Origin of the sequence: Pseudomonas sp. W3I7, from assembly GCF_030816095.1 — a bacterium.
Taxonomy (GTDB): Bacteria; Pseudomonadota; Gammaproteobacteria; order Pseudomonadales; family Pseudomonadaceae; genus Aquipseudomonas; species Aquipseudomonas salomonii.
Map to the genome: position 1 here is coordinate 2,573,697 of NZ_JAUSXP010000001.1, position 18,535 is coordinate 2,592,231.

General features: G+C 61.2%; 19 protein-coding genes. 10 read left to right on the plus strand and 9 right to left on the minus strand.

The features are described 5' to 3' along the window. Window positions 1-151: 151 nt before the first annotated feature. Window positions 152-784, plus strand: a complete 633-nt coding sequence (locus QF043_RS11825) for a TRAP transporter small permease (RefSeq protein WP_305453740.1) — start codon at window positions 152-154, stop codon at window positions 782-784. Next, a complete protein-coding gene (gene dctM / locus QF043_RS11830) occupies window positions 784-2,064 on the plus strand; it encodes a C4-dicarboxylate TRAP transporter large permease protein DctM (protein WP_017137472.1) in 1,281 nt (426 codons plus the stop codon). Before QF043_RS11825 ends, dctM begins: the two co-directional genes overlap by 1 nt. A gap of 360 nt (window positions 2,065-2,424) precedes the next feature. On the opposite strand, the gene ampC is transcribed toward dctM, so the two are convergent. Further along, window positions 2,425-3,567, minus strand: coding sequence for a class C beta-lactamase (gene ampC / locus QF043_RS11835; protein ID WP_307418607.1), 1,143 nt, complete (start codon window positions 3,565-3,567; stop codon window positions 2,425-2,427). 131 nt (window positions 3,568-3,698) lie between these two features. Here ampC and QF043_RS11840 point away from each other — a divergent pair, with 131 nt between their 5' ends. Both QF043_RS11840 and QF043_RS11845 read left to right on the plus strand, forming a co-directional pair. After that, window positions 3,699-4,577, plus strand: a complete 879-nt coding sequence (locus tag QF043_RS11840) for a LysR family transcriptional regulator (RefSeq protein WP_307418608.1) — start codon at window positions 3,699-3,701, stop codon at window positions 4,575-4,577. A gap of 73 nt (window positions 4,578-4,650) precedes the next feature. Then, a complete protein-coding gene (locus QF043_RS11845; RefSeq protein WP_307418609.1) occupies window positions 4,651-5,835 on the plus strand; it encodes a DUF2252 family protein in 1,185 nt (394 codons plus the stop codon). Window positions 5,836-6,022: 187 nt separating this feature from the next. On the opposite strand, the gene QF043_RS11850 is transcribed toward QF043_RS11845, so the two are convergent. The 3 genes from QF043_RS11850 to QF043_RS11860 form a co-directional block, all read right to left on the minus strand. Continuing rightward, window positions 6,023-6,316 (minus strand): DUF6124 family protein, encoded by a 294-nt coding sequence (locus QF043_RS11850; protein WP_307418610.1) that lies wholly within the window; start codon window positions 6,314-6,316, stop codon window positions 6,023-6,025. 378 nt (window positions 6,317-6,694) lie between these two features. Then, entirely contained in the window at window positions 6,695-7,582 is an 888-nt protein-coding gene (gene yghX, locus QF043_RS11855; RefSeq protein WP_307418611.1) for a YghX family hydrolase, read from the minus strand. Between the two features lie 44 nt (window positions 7,583-7,626). Next, window positions 7,627-8,121, minus strand: a complete 495-nt coding sequence (locus tag QF043_RS11860) for a PaaI family thioesterase (RefSeq protein ID WP_305453719.1) — start codon at window positions 8,119-8,121, stop codon at window positions 7,627-7,629. A 124-nt stretch (window positions 8,122-8,245) separates the two neighbouring features. Here QF043_RS11860 and QF043_RS11865 point away from each other — a divergent pair, with 124 nt between their 5' ends. Beyond that, window positions 8,246-8,815, plus strand: coding sequence for a YceI family protein (locus tag QF043_RS11865; RefSeq protein ID WP_099488961.1), 570 nt, complete (start codon window positions 8,246-8,248; stop codon window positions 8,813-8,815). Here the strand turns inward: QF043_RS11865 and QF043_RS11870 are convergent. Beyond that, window positions 8,812-9,702, minus strand: a complete 891-nt coding sequence (locus tag QF043_RS11870; RefSeq protein WP_307418612.1) for a DMT family transporter — start codon at window positions 9,700-9,702, stop codon at window positions 8,812-8,814. The genes QF043_RS11865 and QF043_RS11870 overlap by 4 nt on opposite strands. An 88-nt stretch (window positions 9,703-9,790) precedes the next feature. Between QF043_RS11870 and QF043_RS11875 the strand changes: the two genes are divergently transcribed. After that, window positions 9,791-11,116, plus strand: a complete 1,326-nt coding sequence (locus QF043_RS11875) for a PLP-dependent aminotransferase family protein (protein WP_307418613.1) — start codon at window positions 9,791-9,793, stop codon at window positions 11,114-11,116. A gap of 16 nt (window positions 11,117-11,132) precedes the next feature. Here QF043_RS11875 and QF043_RS11880 read toward each other — a convergent pair whose 3' ends face one another. Next, on the minus strand, window positions 11,133-11,564 hold the full coding sequence (locus QF043_RS11880; protein ID WP_017138971.1) for a nuclear transport factor 2 family protein: 432 nt from the start codon (window positions 11,562-11,564) through the stop codon (window positions 11,133-11,135). Between the two features lie 258 nt (window positions 11,565-11,822). Here QF043_RS11880 and QF043_RS11885 point away from each other — a divergent pair, with 258 nt between their 5' ends. Genes QF043_RS11885 through QF043_RS11895 form a run of 3 tightly spaced genes read left to right on the plus strand, consistent with a single transcriptional unit; the run spans window position 11,823 to window position 13,253 of the window. Continuing rightward, window positions 11,823-12,041 carry a DUF6434 domain-containing protein gene (locus QF043_RS11885; RefSeq protein ID WP_305453713.1) on the plus strand — a complete coding sequence of 73 codons (219 nt, stop codon included), beginning with the start codon at window positions 11,823-11,825 and terminating at the stop codon, window positions 12,039-12,041. Continuing rightward, window positions 12,038-12,508: a RidA family protein gene (locus tag QF043_RS11890; protein ID WP_307418614.1), complete on the plus strand. Its 471-nt coding sequence runs from the start codon at window positions 12,038-12,040 to the stop codon at window positions 12,506-12,508. The genes QF043_RS11885 and QF043_RS11890 overlap by 4 nt, the downstream gene beginning before the upstream one ends. 7 nt (window positions 12,509-12,515) lie before the next feature. Beyond that, window positions 12,516-13,253, plus strand: coding sequence for a CPBP family intramembrane glutamic endopeptidase (locus tag QF043_RS11895; protein ID WP_307421366.1), 738 nt, complete (start codon window positions 12,516-12,518; stop codon window positions 13,251-13,253). Window positions 13,254-14,408: 1,155 nt separating this feature from the next. Here the strand turns inward: QF043_RS11895 and QF043_RS11900 are convergent. Both QF043_RS11900 and QF043_RS11905 read right to left on the minus strand, forming a co-directional pair. Beyond that, window positions 14,409-16,109 (minus strand): amidase, encoded by a 1,701-nt coding sequence (locus tag QF043_RS11900; protein ID WP_307418615.1) that lies wholly within the window; start codon window positions 16,107-16,109, stop codon window positions 14,409-14,411. A 55-nt stretch (window positions 16,110-16,164) separates the two neighbouring features. After that, window positions 16,165-16,947 carry a helix-turn-helix domain-containing protein gene (locus tag QF043_RS11905; RefSeq protein WP_307418616.1) on the minus strand — a complete coding sequence of 261 codons (783 nt, stop codon included), beginning with the start codon at window positions 16,945-16,947 and terminating at the stop codon, window positions 16,165-16,167. Window positions 16,948-17,030: 83 nt separating this feature from the next. Here QF043_RS11905 and QF043_RS11910 point away from each other — a divergent pair, with 83 nt between their 5' ends. Beyond that, window positions 17,031-17,336, plus strand: coding sequence for a DUF2834 domain-containing protein (locus tag QF043_RS11910; protein WP_307418617.1), 306 nt, complete (start codon window positions 17,031-17,033; stop codon window positions 17,334-17,336). Window positions 17,337-17,581: 245 nt separating this feature from the next. On the opposite strand, the gene QF043_RS11915 is transcribed toward QF043_RS11910, so the two are convergent. Beyond that, window positions 17,582-18,505: a sugar ABC transporter substrate-binding protein gene (locus tag QF043_RS11915; RefSeq protein ID WP_056860194.1), complete on the minus strand. Its 924-nt coding sequence runs from the start codon at window positions 18,503-18,505 to the stop codon at window positions 17,582-17,584. Between the last annotated feature and the right edge of the window lie 30 nt (window positions 18,506-18,535).

Here is an 18,535-nt window from a genome sequence, read left to right on the forward strand (position 1 = left end):
GTGGGAGCGGGCTTGCTCGCGAATGCAGTCTTTCAGTTGATGCATTCGGTAACTGACACACCGTATTCGCGAGCAAGCCCGCTCCCACATTTGAACCCGGTTTCGACCCTGAGCCTTGCACCTACCTATCTCTGCTTCGCGAGGTTTTGCCATGCAAACGCTAAGGCGCGTCTGGGAGCACCTGGAGGAAGGGTTTATCGCCTTCCTGCTGGCCGCCATGACCCTGGTGACATTCGTCTACGTCATGCTCAACAACATCTACACCCTGTTCTTTTCCCTGGCGGACAAGTGGGTGTGGAGCAGCAACTTCTTCAACGCCCTGGGCGACCACACCATGACCTGGGCCCAGGACATGACCTGGAGCGTGGCGCTGACCAAGGCCATGTTCGGCTGGCTGATTTTTTTCGGCATCTCTTACGGCGTGCGCACCGCCGGCCACCTCGGCGTGGACGCGCTGGTCAAGCTGACCAAACGCCCGGTGCAACGCCTGCTGGGCATGCTCGCCTGCCTGTGCTGCCTGGCCTATGCCGGGCTGTTCATGGTCGCCAGCTACAAGTGGGTGAGTGCCGTGATGACCGCGCATATCGGCGCCGAAGACCTCGACCAATACGGTGTGGACGTGGGCGATATCGTGATCATCGTGCCCATCGGTTTTGCCCTGGTGTTTATCCGTTATCTGGAAATTTTCTATCGCATCTTTACCCACCGTCAGGTCGGGTTGGGGCTGGCCGACGAGGCCGGAGAGGCCAGCAAGTTGGCCGGCAGCCATGAGGAGCGTCACTGATGGCCGTGCTCTGTCTGTTTTTGCTGTTGTTCGTGTTCATGTTCCTCGGCGTGCCGATCGCGATTTCCCTGGGGCTGTCCGGCGCGGTGTCGATCCTGATGTTCAGCCAGGACTCGGTGAGTTCGCTGGCGATCAAGCTGTTCGAAACCTCCGACGCCTACACCTTCCTGGCGATTCCATTCTTCCTGCTGTCCGGTGCGTTCATGACCACCGGCGGCGTGGCGCAACGGCTGATCGACTTTGCCAACGCCTGTGTCGGCCATATTCGAGGCGGCCTGGCGATTGCGGCCGTGCTGGCGTGCATGCTGTTTGCGGCGCTGTCCGGGTCATCGCCGGCGACGGTGGCGGCAGTGGGCTCGATTGCCGTGGCGGGCATGGTGCGTTCGGGTTACCCGAAGGAGTTCGGTGCGGGGATCATCTGCAACGCCGGTACCTTGGGCATCCTGATCCCGCCGTCGATTGTGATGGTGGTGTACTCGGCCGCTACCGAAACCTCGGTGGGCAAGCTGTTCATGGCCGGTGTGATTCCAGGCTTGCTGCTGGGCCTGATGCTGATGGTCGCGATCTACATCGTCGCGCGCATCAAGAAGCTGCCGGCGCAGCCACGCGCGACCTTCCGCGAGTGGCTGACCTGTGCACGCCGCGCGTTCTGGGGCTTGTTGTTGCTGGTGATCATCCTCGGCGGCATCTACAGCGGCATGTTCACGCCGACCGAAGCGGCAGCCGTGGCGGCGGTGTATTCGGCGTTTGTCGCGCTGTTTGTGTACAAGGACATGAAGCTGCGCGATTGCCCCAAGGTGCTGCTGGAATCCGGGCGCCTGGCGATCATGCTGATGTTTATCATCGCCAACGCCATGCTCTTTGCCCATGTGCTGACCACCGAGCAGATCCCGCAGGAAATCACTGCCTGGGTGATCTCCGAAGGCCTCACGCCGATCGGCTTTTTGATTATGGTCAACGTGGTGTTGCTGGTGGCCGGCAGCTTTATGGAGCCTTCCGCGATTGTGCTGATCCTGGCGCCGATCTTCTTCCCGATTGCCATGAAGCTGGGGATTGACCCGATTCACCTGGGGATTGTGATGGTGGTCAACATGGAAATCGGCCTGGTGCACCCGCCGGTAGGGTTGAACCTGTTTGTGACCTCGGCGGTGACCGGCTTGACCCTCGGGCAGACGATTCGGGCGGCGTTGCCGTGGCTGATGATCCTGCTGGTGTTCTTGATCATGGTCACGTACTTGCCGTTTATCTCGCTGGCGCTGCCGCACTGGCTGGGCATGTAATACGGTCTGAAAATGTGGGAGCTGGCATGCCTGCGATAGCCATAAGTATCTACACAACGTTCGAAGGCACCCCGTTCCCCTGTGGCGAGCAGGCTTGCCCTGCGTTGGGCTGCGCAGCAGCCCCAAAACCAGGCGCTGAGTTCTTTCGGAAAGAACTTCAGTGCCCTTGCTGGGGGCCGCTGCGCGGCCCAACGCAGGGCAAGCCTGCTCGCCACAACAAGCGATGTGCCACAGGCATTGTTTTAACCGGCAGTTGTCTCGATACCTATGCTGCGATAGCGGTTGTTCAGTCAGCCAATCGGTGACTGATATACCGCTATCGCAGGCAAGCCAGCTCCCACCTTTGGTTTTTGTCAGGTCTCAGTTATCCATCGCGCTCAAGATCGCATAAGCCAGCTTCACCCGTTCGGCATTCGGGTAATTGCGGTTAGCCAGAATCACCACCCCCATGTCCTTGCTCGGCACATACGCCACATACCCACCAAAACCGCCAGTAGAGCCGGTTTTGTTGTACAGCACGTTGGCCGGTTGTGGCTGTGCCGGGGTCAGCCAATTGACCTTGTGCGGCTGCATCGCCATCTCGGTGGAGTTGCCATCCAGCAAGGCCTGCAGCTTGATCGGGTACGGGTAACGCTCCCAGCCCAGGCCCTGGGTCATGCCATTGACGGTGTAGTAACCCGCGTGAGTGGTCGCGATCGCTTGTTGCAGCGGTTTTTCCAGGGTCTCGGGGTGCAGGTTGGCGATCACGTAACGGGCGAGGTCCTGGGTGCTGGTTTTGATGCCGTAGGCTTCGCTGTCGAGTGCGCCGGGGGTGACACGGACCGGCTTCTGGTCCTTGTCGTAGCCTTGGGCATAGTGCTCGGATTTACCCGTGGGAACGCGCACATGGGTATTGCTCAAGCCCAGCTTGGGCAGCAGGGTTTGCTCCATGGCCACGTTGAACGGCTGCCCCAGGCTTTGCGCCGCCAGGTAGCCGAACATGCCAATGCTGGGGTTCGAATACAGGCGTCGTTCGCCCGGCGCGTAAGTCGGTTTCCAGTGCTGGAAGTAGCCGAGCATGGCCTGGGCAGTGTCTGCCGACTGCGGAAACTGCAGTGGCAAGCCACCGGCGGTGTAGGTCACCAGTTGCAGCAGGCTGATGTGGTCGAACACGCCGCCGGCCAGGGCGGGCAGGTGCTGGCTGGCGGTGTCCGAGAGCTTGAGTTTGCCGGTGGCCTGGGCGTAGCCGCCGAGGGTGGCGGTGAAGGTTTTGCTGATCGATCCGATTTCAAACAGGGTGTCTTGGTTCACCGCTTGTTGGGTTTCCTTGGAGGCTACACCGTAGTTAAAGTATTGGACCTTGCCTTGGTTGACCACGGCGATCGACAGGCCGGGAATCCCTTGCTGTTGCATCAGCGGTTTTACGCCGGCATCGACTACCGTGCGCAGGTCAGTGGCGGCCATGCAGCTGCCGGAACTAACTAAAAGGGCGCTGAACAGAATTTTTTGTAGGCTGTGATTCATGCGGGTTCGCTTCCATGTAAAGGATGTGCTGACGATCAAGGCCTGCGCAGGCGGGGCAAATCTAGGTGGATTTAGTTCGGCGGGCAAACGATGATATCTCGCATCAGCCATTAGTTAATTTAGGGTCAAGCATGCTGCGCTCCCATTTACCGTTGAATGCGTTGCGGGCATTCGAGGCTTCCGCCCGGCATTTGAGCTTCACCCGCGCCGCCATCGAGCTGTGTGTGACCCAGGCCGCGGTCAGTCACCAGGTCAAAAGCCTGGAGGCGCACCTGAATGTCACCTTGTTCAAGCGCCTGCCACGCGGCCTGATGCTGACCCGCGAAGGCGAAACCCTGCTGCCGGTCGTACGCGAATCGTTCGACCGTATTGCGCTGACTTTAGGCCAGTTCGAAGGAGGCCATTACCGTGAAGTGCTCACAGTCGGAGCGGTGGGCACCTTCGCCGTGGGCTGGTTGCTGCCGCGCTTGCCGGACTTTCAAAGCCGCTACCCGTTTATCGACCTGCGCCTGTCGACCCACAACAATCGCGTCGACGTCGCCGCCGAAGGCCTCGACTACGCGATCCGCTTCGGCGCCGGTGCCTGGCATGGCACCGAGGCCTGCCAACTGCTCGAAGCGCCGTTGACCGTGCTGTGCGTGCCGCAGATTGCCGAGCAATTGCACACGCCGGACGACGTGCTCAAGCACACACTATTGCGCTCTTACCGCGCCGATGAATGGAACCTGTGGTTCCAGGCCGCCGGGCTGCCGGCCGACACGCCGGTGCCGCGCAGCATCGTATTCGACTCGTCCCTGGCGATGATGGAGGCCGCGCAGCAGGGCATCGGCGTGGCCTTGGCACCGGCGATGATGTTCTCGCGGCAACTGGAGAGTGATGTGATTCGCCAACCGTTCTCCGTGGGCATCAGCACCGGCAGTTATTGGCTGACGCGCTTGCAGTCGCGGGCCGAAACCTCAGCCATGGCCGCGTTCAAAGGCTGGTTGAAAGCGCACACCGCCCAAGCCTGAAGTTTTATTCTTGAAACAAATTGAAACATTTGTGGCGGGCCAGCCTCTACCGTACCCCGTACCGAGTGCTTCCATGAAAATTCCGCGCCCGTCTGCCCGCATGCCCCACCTTATCCAACTGCGCAACCTCAAGATGGCGCGCTCGGCCCATGCTTATGTGCGCGGCAGCACGGTGCAGTTTTACGAGTGGTTGCACAGCCAGCCCGGTCGCCGCTTGCCCCATGGCCCGGCGATCTGGATCTGCGGCGATTGCCACGCGGGCAACCTCGGCCCGACGGGTGATACCAAAGGCCGTATCGACATGCATATCCGCGACCTCGACCAAACCGTGATCGGCAACCCGGCCCATGACCTGGTGCGCCTGGCGCTGTCATTGGCCACCGCCGCACGCGGCTCGGACCTGCCGGGCGTGACCACCGCGCGCATGCTGGAAGAAATGATGGTGGGTTACGAGCAAGCCTTCAAAGACAAGCCCGATGAAGCGCCGCCGCGTCCCTCCCAGGTCAAGGCCGGCATGCGCAGCGCGGTGGAGCGCACCTGGAAAAACCTGGCGCGTGAACGCATTGAAAGTGCGCGGCCAACCATTGCGCTGGGCAAGCACTTCTGGTCATTGTCGCGGGCGGAAAAGAGCGCGCTGGAGAACGTCTGCGCCTCGGATGAAATCCAGCAGTTAGTGACTTCGCTAAAAGGTCGCCCCAAAGACGCCAAGGTGCAATTGCTCGACTCGGCCTATTGGGTCAAGGGCTGCAGTTCCCTCGGCTTGCTGCGTTATGCGGCCTTGCTGGGCGTGGGCGACAAGGACGACCAGGAATATTGCCTGATCGACATCAAGGAAGCCGTCGGCGCCGCCGCGCCCCGGGCGGCACGCGCGAAAATGCCGCGCGACAATGGCCGACGCGTGGTGGAAGGCGCCCGCCAGCTGTCACCGGGCCTGGGCGAGCGCATGCTGGCCACGCGTTTTCTCGATCACGGTTTCTTCATCCGTGAACTGTTGCCCCAGGACATGAAACTGGAACTGGACGAATTGAGCGAGATCGATGCCATGCACGCCGCCGGTTACCTGGCCCGCGTGGTCGGCATCGCCCATGCGCGGCAGATGGACCGCGATACGCGCAAGGAGTGGATGGCAGTGTTGCAGGAAAACCGCTCCAGACAACTGGATGCGCCGTCGTGGTTATGGACCAGTGTGGTGCAGTTGGTGGGCAGCCATGAGCAGGGGTATCTCAACCATTGTCGGCGGTATGCGTTGGAACACTAGAAGATGCGCATTAACGGTGGGGCTGTTTATGGCGTTAAGAAGATTCGGCTATAGCTCAGCATTACAAGTGGTGCACCGCCTATTTTTCTATTCTTTTTTATTTGATAACGGTGTGTCAGCCAATTAACTCGCCACTGACACACCGCCTTCGCAGGCAAGCCAGCTCCCACAGTTGGTTTGTGGTGTGTCAGCAGGTTTTGGGTTGCAGGCACTCCAGTACACGGTCGGCCAGGGTTTGGGCCATGTCGATCAGGTGTTCGGTGGCACCGGCCATGTGGCGTTGATCGCCCGTCAGGCCTTGGGTGGTGTCGGCCGCGGTGGCGGCTGCGCAGCGCAGCAGGTCGCAGAGTTGGGCGAGGGCGTCTTCGAAGCTGAGGTCGTGATGCACCGTAAAGGACTGCGGTGAGGCGGGTTGCAGGTAGTGGCTCAGGGCGCGTTCAAGTATTTCGCGGCTGGGGGTGAAGCGCGTTGTATTGCTCATGCATAAGCTCCTGATAAGGGGCCTACTTGTTTCAGGTTTCCACACCTGTTCGCTGATAGGCAGCGACAGCGCACAGGCTAGCCAGTGGCATGAGCAGGCGCAAGGCCGAAGGGCTGCTTAGGAAGCTTCCTGCAAGGTTAAGGGATATGGATTGCTGGCTTTTTACACTGCATATCGATCAGGCAACACCGATCAACGCTGAGAGGCGGGGTGTTGTGGCGAGCGGGCTTGCCCCGCGTTGGGCTGCGCAGCAGCCCCAGGAGACTCAACGCGGTTTTCCAGATGTATCGTGTCGTGAGGTTTCAGGGCCGCTTCGCGCCCCAGCGCGGGGCAAGCCCGCTCGCCACAAGAAGTTAGCTCCCACAGTTCGGATCGTGGTCAGGCCAGGTATTTGTGGAACCAGCCGAGGGTTCTTTCCCACGCCAGATTTGCCGCTGCCTCGTCATACCGTGGCGTCGAATCATTATGAAAACCATGATTGGCGCCCTTATAAATAAACGCCTCATAGGTCGTGCCTGCGGCCTTCAACGCCTGTTCATACGCCGGCCAGCCCTCGTTGATTCGCGTGTCCAGCTCGCCATAGTGCAGCATGATCGGCGCCTTGATGCGTGGCACGTCCTTCGCATCCGGCTGCCTGCCGTAGAACGACACCGCCGCGCCGAGTTCCGGGTACGCCACCGCCGCCGCATTGGTCACGCCGCCGCCATAGCAGAAGCCGGTGATGCCGACTTTGCCGGTGGTGCTGTCGTGGTGCATCAGCCATTCGATGGCGGCGAAGAAGTCGTTCATGAGTTTGGTGGGGTCAACTTTTTGTTGCAGTTCCACGCCTTTTTCATCGTTGCCGGGGTAGCCGCCCACAGAGGTTAGGCCGTCGGGTGCCAGGGCGATGAAGCCGGCTTTGGCCAGGCGTCGGGCGACGTCTTCGATGTAGGGGTTCAAACCTCGGTTTTCGTGTACCACCACCACGGCGGGCAGTTTGCCGCTGGCCTTGGCCGGGCGTACGAGGTAGCCGCGCACGGTGCCGTTGCCTTTGGGCGAGGGGTAGGTGATGTAGTCGGCGACGATGTCCGGGTCGGTGAATTTGACCTGTTCGGCCAGCGCGTAGTTGGGGCTCAGGGCCGCCAACAGGGCCGAGGCAGTGAGGCCGCCGAAGGTGAACAGCGCGGCGCGGTCGAGAAATTCGCGGCGGTTGAGCTTGCCGTGGGCGTAGCCGTCGTAGAGTTCCAGCAGTTCGGGGGCAAAGTCTTTCGCGGTGAGACGAGTCATCGGAGCAGTCCTCGATTAGCGGTGGTCATCACTGTAGACCAGGATCAACGTTCGCGGCCATGGGCGGAATCCGACAGTTGCCGGGTATCGACGCGCACGAACACCGAGTCGCCGAGGGCGGTGAGCACGTCACCGGCGTACACCTCGCAGACCACGCGGCTTTTGCGCCCCACGTCGCCTTCAACCCGCGCACGCAGGGTCAGCGTGACGCCCATGGGCGTGGGTTTGATGAATTTGATCCCCAGGTTACCGGTCACGCAGTCGATACGCGGCAGGCTGCCGGGCTCGCGCTGTTCGTTGCGGTAGTGGTAGGCCATGGCCGTCCAGTTGGAGTGGCAGTCGACCAGCATGGCGATCAGGCCGCCGTAGACCAGGTCCGGCCAGCCGCTGTAGTGGGCTTCGGGCAGGTGCTCGGTGATCACGTGGATACCATCGGCATCCCAACGGCTTTTGATGTGCAGGCCATGGGGGTTGCTGCCGCCACAACCGTAGCAAATGCCTTCGGGCGCGGTGATGTCCTGCAGGGAAGGGGTGTGCATGCAAAGTCCTTATTGTTTCTTTTGGCGACTACTCTGTTTAGCAGGGCACGCTGCGAAAGGGAATAAAACCATGGCATGGCGTGTTAGCTCAGCACATCTGTTCATTTGTCTTGCGGAGTGTTGCATGAAGCGTCGAATGCCCCTGTGTGTAAGCCTGGCGGTGCTCCTTGGTGTGTTTCTCGGCAGCGCGCAGGCCGTGGAATACAAAGATGTCAACCGCACCGCCAGCCAGATCAGTTTTACCTTCCAGCAATTCGGGCAGCGGGTGTATGGCACCTTCAGCGACTTTGAAGGCACCCTGACCTTTGATACGCAAAAGCCCGAGGCGGCCCATGCGTTGCTCAAGATCCAGCTCGCCAGCATCGACGCCGGCAGCCAGGACGCCAATACCCAGTTGCAGCAACCGGCGTGGTTCGACACCGCGACCTATCCCGTGGGCGTGTATGAGTCCAACGGCGCCACGGCGCTGGGTGACAACCGCTACAAAATCAGCGGCAACCTGACGATCAAGGGCATTACGCGGCCGGTGGATATTGATGTGGTGCTCAAGGAGCAAAGCGGCATCGGCGTGTTTGACGGCGCGTTCATCCTCAAGCGCGGCGACTTCAAGATTGGTGAAGGTGAATGGGCGGGCAACAGCGTGGTGTCAAATGACATCAACATCAAATTCAAGATGGTCGCGCCGCAACGCTAGCGGGCGAACTGCTTGGCCCCGGCCACACAGCCGATCACCGCAACCGTCACCAGCAGCATGCCCAGGCTGACCTGCTCACGCAACAGGCCCGCCGCCAGCGCCAGGCCGAAGAACGGTTGCAGCAACTGCAACTGGCCGACCGCAGCGATACCACCCTGGGCCAGGCCGCGATACCAGAACACAAAGCCGATCAGCATGCTGAACAGCGACACGTAGCCCAGGCTCAGCCACGCCGGCAGGCTGATGCCCGCGAGGGTTGCCGGCGCCAGCATCACGCTCAACGGCGCCACCACCGGCAGCGCCACCACCAGCGCCCAGCAGATCACCTGCCAACCGCCCAGACTGCGCGACAGCTTGGCGCCTTCGGCGTATCCCAGGCCGCACACCAGCACGGCCAACAACATCAGCACGTCACCGGCCGGCGCGGCGCTCAAGCCTTGGGCAACGGCGTAGCCCATCACCAGCAGACTGCCGAGGATCGAAAACAGCCAGAACACCGGGCGCGGGCGCTCGCCGCCACGCAGTACACCAAACACGGCGGTGGCCAGCGGCAGCAAGCCGATGAAGACGATGGAGTGCGCAGACGTCACGTATTGCAGCGCGAGTGCCGTGAGCAGTGGAAAACCGATCACCACACCCAGGGCGACGATCACCAGCGGCCCCCATTGGTGGCGTGCAGGGCGTTTTTCCCTGAATAACCACAACAACAGCACGCCGAGCACGGCGGCAATGGCGGCGCGGATCATGGTCAGAAACACCGGGTTGAACTCCATCACCGCCAGGCGCGTGGCTGGCAGTGAACCGCTGAAGATCACCACGCCGATAAACCCGTTGATCCAGCCTTGGGTGCTGGCGTCTGCTGCGGTGAGGCTTGAGGTGCGTTCCATGGTGAGGGCTCGAAATAGGTGGTTGCGTAAAGGCCATCCTAGGGACCAGGATTAAGACAATCAAAAAATTGTCATGGATACATCGCCTATGCCGCGCGCCCGCTACAAGTCGCTGGTCGACACCTTTGCCGAAGACATCCGCAGCGGCGCACTGGCGCCCGGTACACGTCTGCCCACTCATCGGCAATTGGCCGCCGAGCATGGCTTGGCGTTGGTCACCGCGAGCCGGGTGTACACCGAGCTTGAGGCCATGGGACTGGTCAGCGGCGAAACCGGGCGCGGCACCTTTGTGCGGGAAATCGCGTTGCCGCCGGGGCAGGGCAGTGGGCAGATGAATGTGGCCACCGGCATGCTCGACCTGAATTTCAATTACCCCTCGCTGCCCGGTCAGGCAGACCTGCTGCGCACCGCTCTGCGCCAATTGGCGCTGTCGGGCGACCTGGAAGCGTTGCTGCGTTATCAGCCCCATGCCGGCCGTTTGCACGAGCGCGCTGCCGTGGCACGGCATCTATTGAACCGAGGCCTGGCGGTTGAGGCGGAGCAGGTGCTGATGGTCAGCGGCGCCCAGCACGGCCTGGCGGTGACGATGATGGCGTTGCTCAAGCCTGGGGATGTGATTGCCGTGGATGCGCTGACTTATTCAGGCTTCAAGGTGCTGGCCGAAACCCTGCACCTGGAAATCGTCGCCATTCCGGTGACCGCCAGCGGCCCGGATCTGGCGTTCCTGCACGCGCTGTGCCGCAAGCGCCCGGTGCGTGCGGTGTACAGCATTCCAACCCTGCATAACCCGTTGGGGTGGGTGATGAGCCTTGCGCAACGCGAGCAACTGATCGCCATCGCGCGTGAGCACCATCTGATGCTAATTGAAGATGCGGCCTACGCGTTTCTGGCTGAAGACGCGCCACCGCCGCTGGCCACGTTGGCGCCTGAGTGCACGGTGTATGTGGGCGGGCTTTCCAAAAGTGTCGCCACGGGTTTGCGCATCGGGTTTATCGCCGCGCCGCCAGCCTGGGTAAAAAAGCTGGAGCGCACGATCATGGCCACCACCTGGAACGTGCCCGGTGTGATGAGCGCGATTGCGGTGGGCTGGATCGAGGACGGCACCGTCGCGAAACTCGAAGCACAAAAGCGTCAGGATGCACGGGCACGCCAAGCCTTGGCTGCGCAGGTGCTCAAAGGCGTGCCTTACATCAGCCATCCGTCTTCGTATTTTTTATGGTTGCCGCTGGGGGACGAGGCACGGGCCGATCAGGTGGCCATGGCCTTGCAGCGCGAGGAGATTTCCGTGTCCACCGCCGAGCCGTTTGCCGTCTCGGCCACAGTGCCGCACGCGCTGCGCCTGGCACTGGGTTCGGTGAGCATGGCCGCGCTGGGCGAGGCGCTGCTGAAGGTCCGGGAAGCGGTGCGGTGGTGAGCCGCACCGCTTGGCGTCAGTATTTGTAAGCCTGACGCCCGATCAGCAGCCATTTGCCTTTTTGCTTCTGCCAGACCTGGAAGTTGTCGATATCGGTCGGCACTTCGACGCCGCTGTTCACGGCCAGGGCGTGAAAGTGGTTGCGTACCAGCGCGGTGTCGCCGTCCAGAGTGATGGTCTGGTTTTGCATTTCGAGGGTTTTGAACGCGCTGGTGTGGGTTTCCAGGTCAGCGATAAATTGCGCTTTGTTCTGCACCTTGCCGCTGGAGTGGCCATAGGTGAGCTTGTCGGAAGTCAGGGCGTGCAGCGCCTTGAGGTCCAGGTGCAGCATGGCTTGGGTCAGTTGGTCGACCGCTTGGGCCACGTCCTTTTCGGCCGGGGCAGGCGCAGCTGCGACGTAGCCGGTGAACAGGCACAGAAAACCGATCAGCACTTTGACGTTTGGCATGGGTGTTTCCTTATTGTTGTTGGGGGTGAACATGACGACTTAAGTCGTCGTACAACCATGCAATATTTCCGAGGAAGAAGGAAAGTGAAATTTTGAAATATCTTGAAAGGATTAGGCTTTGTGACGTTATAAAGAACTTGAGTTCTTGTACGACGTCCCAACACATCAAATAAGTGCGGGCGACCTGCCTTGTCGCTTCCAGCCCAACAAGCCGGTCGCTATGCTACTGCGCAAATAACAAGCCGCCCGAGAGACAACATGGAATTTGACTGGCACAGCGACGTCATCACCCGCGCCACTCCCGTGACTCCACACTATAAAAATACCCAGAACGTTCGCCGTTTCATGCTTGAACACTGTGGCCCGACGTTCAAGTTCGACCGACCGTTCATGGCCTGGATCCGCAACGACTTGCCCAAAACCCTGGGCGATGTGGTGGATGAGTGGCAACGCCGCAACGAGGACACACGCCCATGACCCGCGACGAAAAATACCGGGCTGCGCAGGAGCGCATTGGCTACCGGCTGGAAGAATTCAAAGTCGGCGGCAACTACACGCCGTTGGTGCGCGATGGCAACCACCTGTACATCAGCGGCCAGATTCCGCGTGTCGGCGACACCCTTATGCTGCCGGGCAAGGTCGGTGAAAGCCTGACCCTGGCCCAGGCGCAAATCGCCGCCAGTATCAGCGCGTTGCGTTGCCTGGGGTTGCTCAAGCAGGCGCTGGGTTCGCTGGATCAGGTCAAGACCCTCGCGCGTATCACCGTGTATGTGCGCAGCGCCGAAGACTTTGATCAGCAGAGTGAAGTGGCCAACGCTGCGTCGGACCTGTTCCACGAAATCCTTGGCGCTGCCGGTGTGCATACGCGTACGTCGGTGGGGGTGATGCAGTTGCCCAAATCGGCGGCCGTCGAGATCGACATGATCGCTGTTGCTCACGATTGAACCGGCGATGATCACCCAAGGGCTTGAGGTACTGATCGACTACGCCGTGCACTTGGCGCCGGGTCTGCTGCTGTTTGGTGCGTGGTTCGCGTTGACGCCAAGGGCGCAGGTGGTGATGCGCATCCTGATTCTGCTGGCGGCGTTTGTGCTGATGCGCGATGTGATGACGCCGCTGGGCATGTGGGCGGTGAGCCGCGATGTGCAGATCGCGTTCAGTGGCAATGCCTTCGTGCTGGCGGTGCTTGGCGGGCTGTCGGTGCTGCTGATCATACTGCTCTCACGCCTGGCACCGGAGTTGTGGCGGTTGATGCGTTGGACCCTTGGCAACCCGTTGGTTGGCATGGCGGCAGGTATTGTGGTCGGCTGTTTGATCGGCGTGCCGCTGCGGGTTTATCAAGGCATCGAGGTGTCTGAGCTCCACGGCTACTGGGTGTGGCTGCCGGGCATGGTGGTATTGGCCTATGGCGCCAATGCGTTGGAGGAGGTGCTGTTTCGTGGTTTTTTGCAGGGCTACCTGGAACAACAGGTCTCACCCCTGCGCGCCGCATTGATCAGCGGCGTGGCCTTTGCAGCCTGCCATGGGTTCCTGGCCTTAAGCGTTACCCAACTGGGCTGGCCCGTGTTGCTGTTCACCCTGCTTGAAGGGTTGGCCTGTGCGCTGGTGCGCATGCGTTACGGCGTACTGCCCGCAGCACTGGCCCACGGCACCGCCATCCTGCTGATCGCCGTGCCCTACATGGCCTGATCTGAAGCACAACCAAAACTGTGGGAGCTGGCTTGCCTGCGATAGCGTCGGGTCAGCCAGCATAGTTGTCACTGGAAAGCCGCCATCGCAGGCAAGCCAGCTCCCACAGGTTGATCGCGTCTAAGCAGTTGTGGCTCTACATGGTTTGACTTGAAATACAGTCAAAATGTGGGAGCGGGCTTGCTCGCGAAGACGGTGTATCAGTCACCTGATGCATCACCTGACACGCCGCTTTCGCGAGCAAGCCCGCTCCCACAGGTTGACCGCGTTCAGGTCGTCGTGGCTCTACCTGGCTTGACTTGAAACACAACCAAAACTGTGGGAGCTGGCTTGCCTGCGATAGCGTCGGGTCAGCCAGCATAGTTGTGACTGGAAAGCCGCCATCGCAGGCAAGCCCGCTCCCACAGGTTGATCGCATTCAGGCCGTTGTGGCTCTACATGGTTTGACTTGAAATACAGTCAAAATGTGGGAGCGGGCTTGCTCGCGAAGACGGTGTGTCAGTCACCTGATGCATCACCTGACACGCCGCTTTCGCGAGCAAGCCCGCTCCCACAGGTTGACCGCGTTCAGGCCGTTGTGGCTCTACCTGGCTTGACTTGAAACACAACCAAAACTGTGGGAGCTGGCTTGCCTGCGATAGCGTCGGGTCAGCCAGCATAGTTGTCACTGGAAAGCCGCCATCGCAGGCAAGCCAGCTCCCACAGGTTGATCGCGTTTAAGCAGTTGTGGCTCTACATGGCTTGACTTGAAATACAGTCAAAATGTGGGAGCGGGCTTGCTCGCGAAGACGGTGTATCAGTCACCTGATGCATCACTTGACACGCCGCTTTCGCGAGCAAGCCCGCTCCACCGGGTTGACCGCGTTCAGGCCGTTGTGGCTTTACATTGCTTGACTTGAAACACAACCAAAACTGTGGGAGCTGGCTTGCCTGCGATAGCGTCGGGTCAGCCAGCATAGTTGTCACTGGAAAGCTGCCATCGCAGGCAAGCCAGTTCCCACAGGTTGATCGCGTTTAAACAGTTGTGGCTCTACATCGTTTGACTTGAAATGCAGTAAAAATGTGGGAGCGGGCTTGCTCGCGAAGACGGTGTATCAGTCACCTGATGGATCACCTGACACGCCGCTTTCGCGAGCAAGCCCCCTCCCACGATTTTTACAGCGGCGGTGTGCGCGGTGGGATCAGGCGTTTGCTGCCGGTGGCTTCATACGCGCTGGCAAAGCTCAGCAGCGCCGAGTCATCGTACGCCCGGCCGGCAAAGGTCAGGCCGACCGGCATGCCGATGTCGGCCATCACGCCCATCGGCACGGTGACGGTGGGCACGCCGAGGTGGCGGATGGCGAGGTTGCCGTTGGCGACCCACACGCCATTGCTCCAGGCGATGTCGGCACTGGCTTCATTCACGTCGGCATCTGCCGGGCCTACATCAGCCACAGTCGGGAACAACACGGCATCGAGCCCAAGCCTGTCCATCCAGTCTTCCAGGTCGATGCGCCGGGTTTGCTCCAGGCCGCGCAAGCCGTCCGGCACTGTGCTGATCTCGTTCCACGGCGTGATGCCGCGCTTGGCCATGCGCACGTATTCGTCCATGCCGGCGGCCAGGTCATCTTCACGGTTGGGCAGGGTGCCTGGGTCGTGCGGGAAAATCTTCGGCCCGTCGACATCCGCCAAACGGTTGAGCGCCGGGTCGTTGTTCGCGCGCAGGAAGTCATCAAAAGCCCAGGCCGACAATTCCCACAATTCGTCGTGCAGAAACTCTTTGGAGACCAGCCCACGGGTAAACACGGTTGGCGCGCCAGGGCGATCGCCTTCGCAGTTCGACACCAGCGGGAAATCCACCTCGATCACTTCAGCGCCGGCAGCTTGCAGCGCCTGGCGTGCAGCTGCCCACAGGTCGATCACGCTGGCGCGGGTGTTGATCTTCTGCCCGGTCGGCCCGCCAATGCCGGGTTTTTCGCTGGTGCCCGCCTCGGGATCGGCATTGATGTACATGCGCGGCACGCCGAAACGTTTACCGGCGAGGGCTTCGCGGCCCACAGCCAGGTCGGCGTAAGACGCGGGGCGCACCGACGCCACGCTCGGGATCGGCACCCAGGGCTGCAGGCGCCACAGGTCGCCACGGGTGTCGGGGTCTTCGGCGACCACCACATCCAGCACTTCCAGCAGGTCGGCCATCGTGCGTGCATAGGGCACCACCACGTCCATGGTCGGCGTGAGCGGCCAGTTGCCGCGCACCGAAATCACGCCACGGGACGGCGTGTAGGCGCACAAGCCATTGTTGGACGCCGGGCCGCGCCCGCTCGACCAGGTTTCTTCAGCCACACCGAACGCGGCGAAGCTTGCCGCCGTGGCGGTGCCCGCGCCGTTGGACGAACCGGAGGCAAACGGTGCAGTCAGGTAGTCGGCGTTGTAAGGGCTTTCGGCGCGGCCATACACACCCCGCTGCATCCCGCCATTGGCCATTGGCGGCATATTGGTCTTGCCCAGGCAGATCGCACCGCCCGCTCGCAGGCGTTCGATGGTGAAGGCGTCGCGCTGCGCAACCAGCTTGGCAAAGGCCGGGCTGCCGGATGCGGCCGTGAGGCCCTTGACCAGGTAGCTGTCCTTGGCGGTATAGGGAATGCCGTCCAATGGCCCCAACGTTTCGCCCCTGGCCCGGCGTGCGTCGGACGCCTCGGCCTCTTTAAGCGCTTCGGGGTTACGCACCACCACGGCGTTCAACGCGGTGGCGGTCTGCGGGCCGTCATAGGCGTCAATCCGCGCCAGGTAGGCGTTTACCAGTTCAACGGCAGTGGTCTGGCCGGTTTCAAGCGCCGCGCGCAGTTGGGCAATGGAGACTTCGGTAACTTGCATCACGTTTTTTTCGCCGCCTTCAAGTGGGAGGTATGGCGGCAGTCTACGGACAGATATTTCACAAAACCAGCGCGGCATGCTTCGCGTAGGCGGCGCGCATCACTTGCCACGTCGGCTCGTCAGCCGGAATCAGATGCTCGATACGCAGCGACGTGAGGGTGATGTCCTGGGGCATGCCGAACGTGGTGAAGGTCGACAGAAAGCTCAGTTCGCCCTGGGGTGAGCGGATGCGCGTCAGCACCAAGGGCGGCATGTGTTCGGGCGGTTCGGTGTGGGTGGGCGTCGGCAGACTCGCTAATAAAACCGCCAATTCAGGATTGCCCAGCGCCTCACGGCTGGCGCGTTGCCAGGCAAGCGTGCGGATCTCTTCGGCGTTGATCAGGTGGTCGCCCAAGCCGCCGGTTTGCAACAGCGTGGTCAGCAGGTTCAGCCCGTCTGCCGCATCCGGTTCAAGCCCCACCCGTTCAAACAGAACGCCGGTACTGGCATTCGCCGCCAGCACTTGCCACTGGCTGTCCAGCAGTATCGCCGGGGCCGGGTTGTTGGCGTGCAACACATGGCTGACGGCTTCGCGAATCGCGCCCATGGTCGGTGAGACGAGCGGGGTGGCGGTGTAGCGTGGCGCGTAACCGGCGGCGAGGAACACGCGATTGCACTGCTCAAGCGGCACATCCAGCGCGGTCAATAAATTGTGCAACGTGCCCGGGCTCGGCTTGGCGCGGCCGGTTTCGATGTAACTGAGGTGGCGTTGCGAAACCCCGGTGATCAGGGCCAGGTCCAGCTGGCTGAGCTTGGCATGGCGGCGCAGTTGGCGCAGCTGGTCGCCGGCAGTAGTGTCCATGGCGGGTTCATAACCTGTGAGGTCATTGCGAGGGCTAAGACCTTATCACTATCGTGAGCTTCATTCACTTCAAGGACGAGACCATGCACAGACCCTCTATTGCCCTGGTCGGGTTAGTTGGATTTTCACTCTACACGCTGGCGACGATGCTCACCGCCGAGCAATCACTGCTGGCTTTCGGGCGGCAGTTGATGTCGCGGCCGGACACCGCACAGGTGGTGATCGACCTGTACCTGATGGCGGTGCTGGCGTGTGTGTGGATGTATCGGGATGCGCGCGGTCGCGGGCGGTCGCTGGTCTCAGTGTTGCCGTATTTCTTGCTGACAGCGGTGTTTGTTTCTGTGGGGCCGTTGCTCTATATCGTCGTCAATGGGCTGCGCGATGAATGACCTGTTGGTTATCTACGCAGGCTGCGTGCTCCCCTGGCTGAGCGAGCTTACTGTGGCGAGCGGGCTTACTGTGGCGAGCGGGCTTGCCCCGCGTTGGGGCGCGAAGCGGCCCCGGTAGAGCCACCGCGTTCTCCAGTCAGTACGCGGCGTAGGGTTTCAGGGCCGCTTCGCAGCCCAACGCGGGGCAAGCCCGCTCGCCACAACAAGCCCGCTCGCCACAAAAAAACCTGGCTATAGGCAATGGCTCAAGGGTTCAGAAACGCCTGGTAATTGTCTTTGGTGATCTGCTGATAAGGAATGGTCAGCTCAGCCACATAAGGTTCCTTCTTGACCATCTTCACCGCCAGATCAATCGAGCCGACGGCCTGGCCTTTGTTGTCCTGATACACCGTCACCAGCAATTGGCCCTTCTTCACCGCGTCCAGCCCCGCTGCGCCGCCATCGCTGCCGGCCACCAGGATATCCTTGCCCGGTTGCATGCCCGCCTGGCTGATCGCCATGGCGGCGCCAATCGCCATTTCATCGGCATTCGCCGCCACGGCATCGATTTTGCGCCCGGACACAATCCAGTTGCTCATCAGGTCAATCGCCTTGCCGCGCTGCCATTCGGCGCTTTGCTCCTCGACAATCTTGATGTCCGGGTAATCCTTGAGCACCGTCTTCACCCCCAGCGTGCGGTTGTGGGTGGCGTTGTTGGACAGCAGCCCGAGCATGATCGCAAGGTTGCCCTTGCCACCCATTTTCTCTGCCAGGTAGCGCATCTGGATTTCCCCGGCCTTGATCTCATCCGAGCCGACATAACCCACGCCCGGCGGCACGTCCTTGAATTCCGGGCGGCGGTTGACGTACACCAGCGGGATCTTGGCCTGCTGAGCATTAACGGTCATTTTCTGCGTGGCCGCCGTGTCCACCGCGTTGACGATAATCGCGTCCATGCCCTGCGCGGTAAAGTTCTGCACCTGGTTGAGTTGGCGCACCACATCGCCCTGGGCGTCTTCGAATTGCAAGGTCACGCCGGGTAGCTCCTTGGCGTGGGCCGCCATGTAGTCACGCATTTGCGCCAGGAACACATCATCGACCTGGGCGATGCTCACGCCGATACGAATATCCGCCCAGGCCCAGGGGGTAACAGCGAGGGTCAGCAGTGCTGCGAGAAGTTGCTTCTTCATGGTTATGCTCCGTTCTTTTTGTTGTTGTAA

Coding starts and splice junctions, on each gene's coding strand:
- QF043_RS11890 (WP_307418614.1), top strand. CDS start 12,038: ATGACCCGCGACGAAAAATACCGGGCTGCGCAGGAGCGCATTGGCTAC.
- QF043_RS11860 (WP_305453719.1), bottom strand. CDS start 8,121: ATGCACACCCCTTCCCTGCAGGACATCACCGCGCCCGAAGGCATTTGC.
- QF043_RS11915 (WP_056860194.1), bottom strand. CDS start 18,505: ATGAAGAAGCAACTTCTCGCAGCACTGCTGACCCTCGCTGTTACCCCC.
- QF043_RS11905 (WP_307418616.1), bottom strand. CDS start 16,947: ATGGACACTACTGCCGGCGACCAGCTGCGCCAACTGCGCCGCCATGCC.
- QF043_RS11845 (WP_307418609.1), top strand. CDS start 4,651: ATGAAAATTCCGCGCCCGTCTGCCCGCATGCCCCACCTTATCCAACTG.
- QF043_RS11910 (WP_307418617.1), top strand. CDS start 17,031: ATGCACAGACCCTCTATTGCCCTGGTCGGGTTAGTTGGATTTTCACTC.
- QF043_RS11885 (WP_305453713.1), top strand. CDS start 11,823: ATGGAATTTGACTGGCACAGCGACGTCATCACCCGCGCCACTCCCGTG.
- QF043_RS11865 (WP_099488961.1), top strand. CDS start 8,246: ATGAAGCGTCGAATGCCCCTGTGTGTAAGCCTGGCGGTGCTCCTTGGT.
- dctM (WP_017137472.1), top strand. CDS start 784: ATGGCCGTGCTCTGTCTGTTTTTGCTGTTGTTCGTGTTCATGTTCCTC.
- ampC (WP_307418607.1), bottom strand. CDS start 3,567: ATGAATCACAGCCTACAAAAAATTCTGTTCAGCGCCCTTTTAGTTAGT.
- QF043_RS11840 (WP_307418608.1), top strand. CDS start 3,699: ATGCTGCGCTCCCATTTACCGTTGAATGCGTTGCGGGCATTCGAGGCT.
- QF043_RS11895 (WP_307421366.1), top strand. CDS start 12,516: ATGATCACCCAAGGGCTTGAGGTACTGATCGACTACGCCGTGCACTTG.
- QF043_RS11875 (WP_307418613.1), top strand. CDS start 9,791: ATGCCGCGCGCCCGCTACAAGTCGCTGGTCGACACCTTTGCCGAAGAC.
- QF043_RS11825 (WP_305453740.1), top strand. CDS start 152: ATGCAAACGCTAAGGCGCGTCTGGGAGCACCTGGAGGAAGGGTTTATC.
- QF043_RS11870 (WP_307418612.1), bottom strand. CDS start 9,702: ATGGAACGCACCTCAAGCCTCACCGCAGCAGACGCCAGCACCCAAGGC.
- QF043_RS11880 (WP_017138971.1), bottom strand. CDS start 11,564: ATGCCAAACGTCAAAGTGCTGATCGGTTTTCTGTGCCTGTTCACCGGC.
- yghX (WP_307418611.1), bottom strand. CDS start 7,582: ATGACTCGTCTCACCGCGAAAGACTTTGCCCCCGAACTGCTGGAACTC.
- QF043_RS11850 (WP_307418610.1), bottom strand. CDS start 6,316: ATGAGCAATACAACGCGCTTCACCCCCAGCCGCGAAATACTTGAACGC.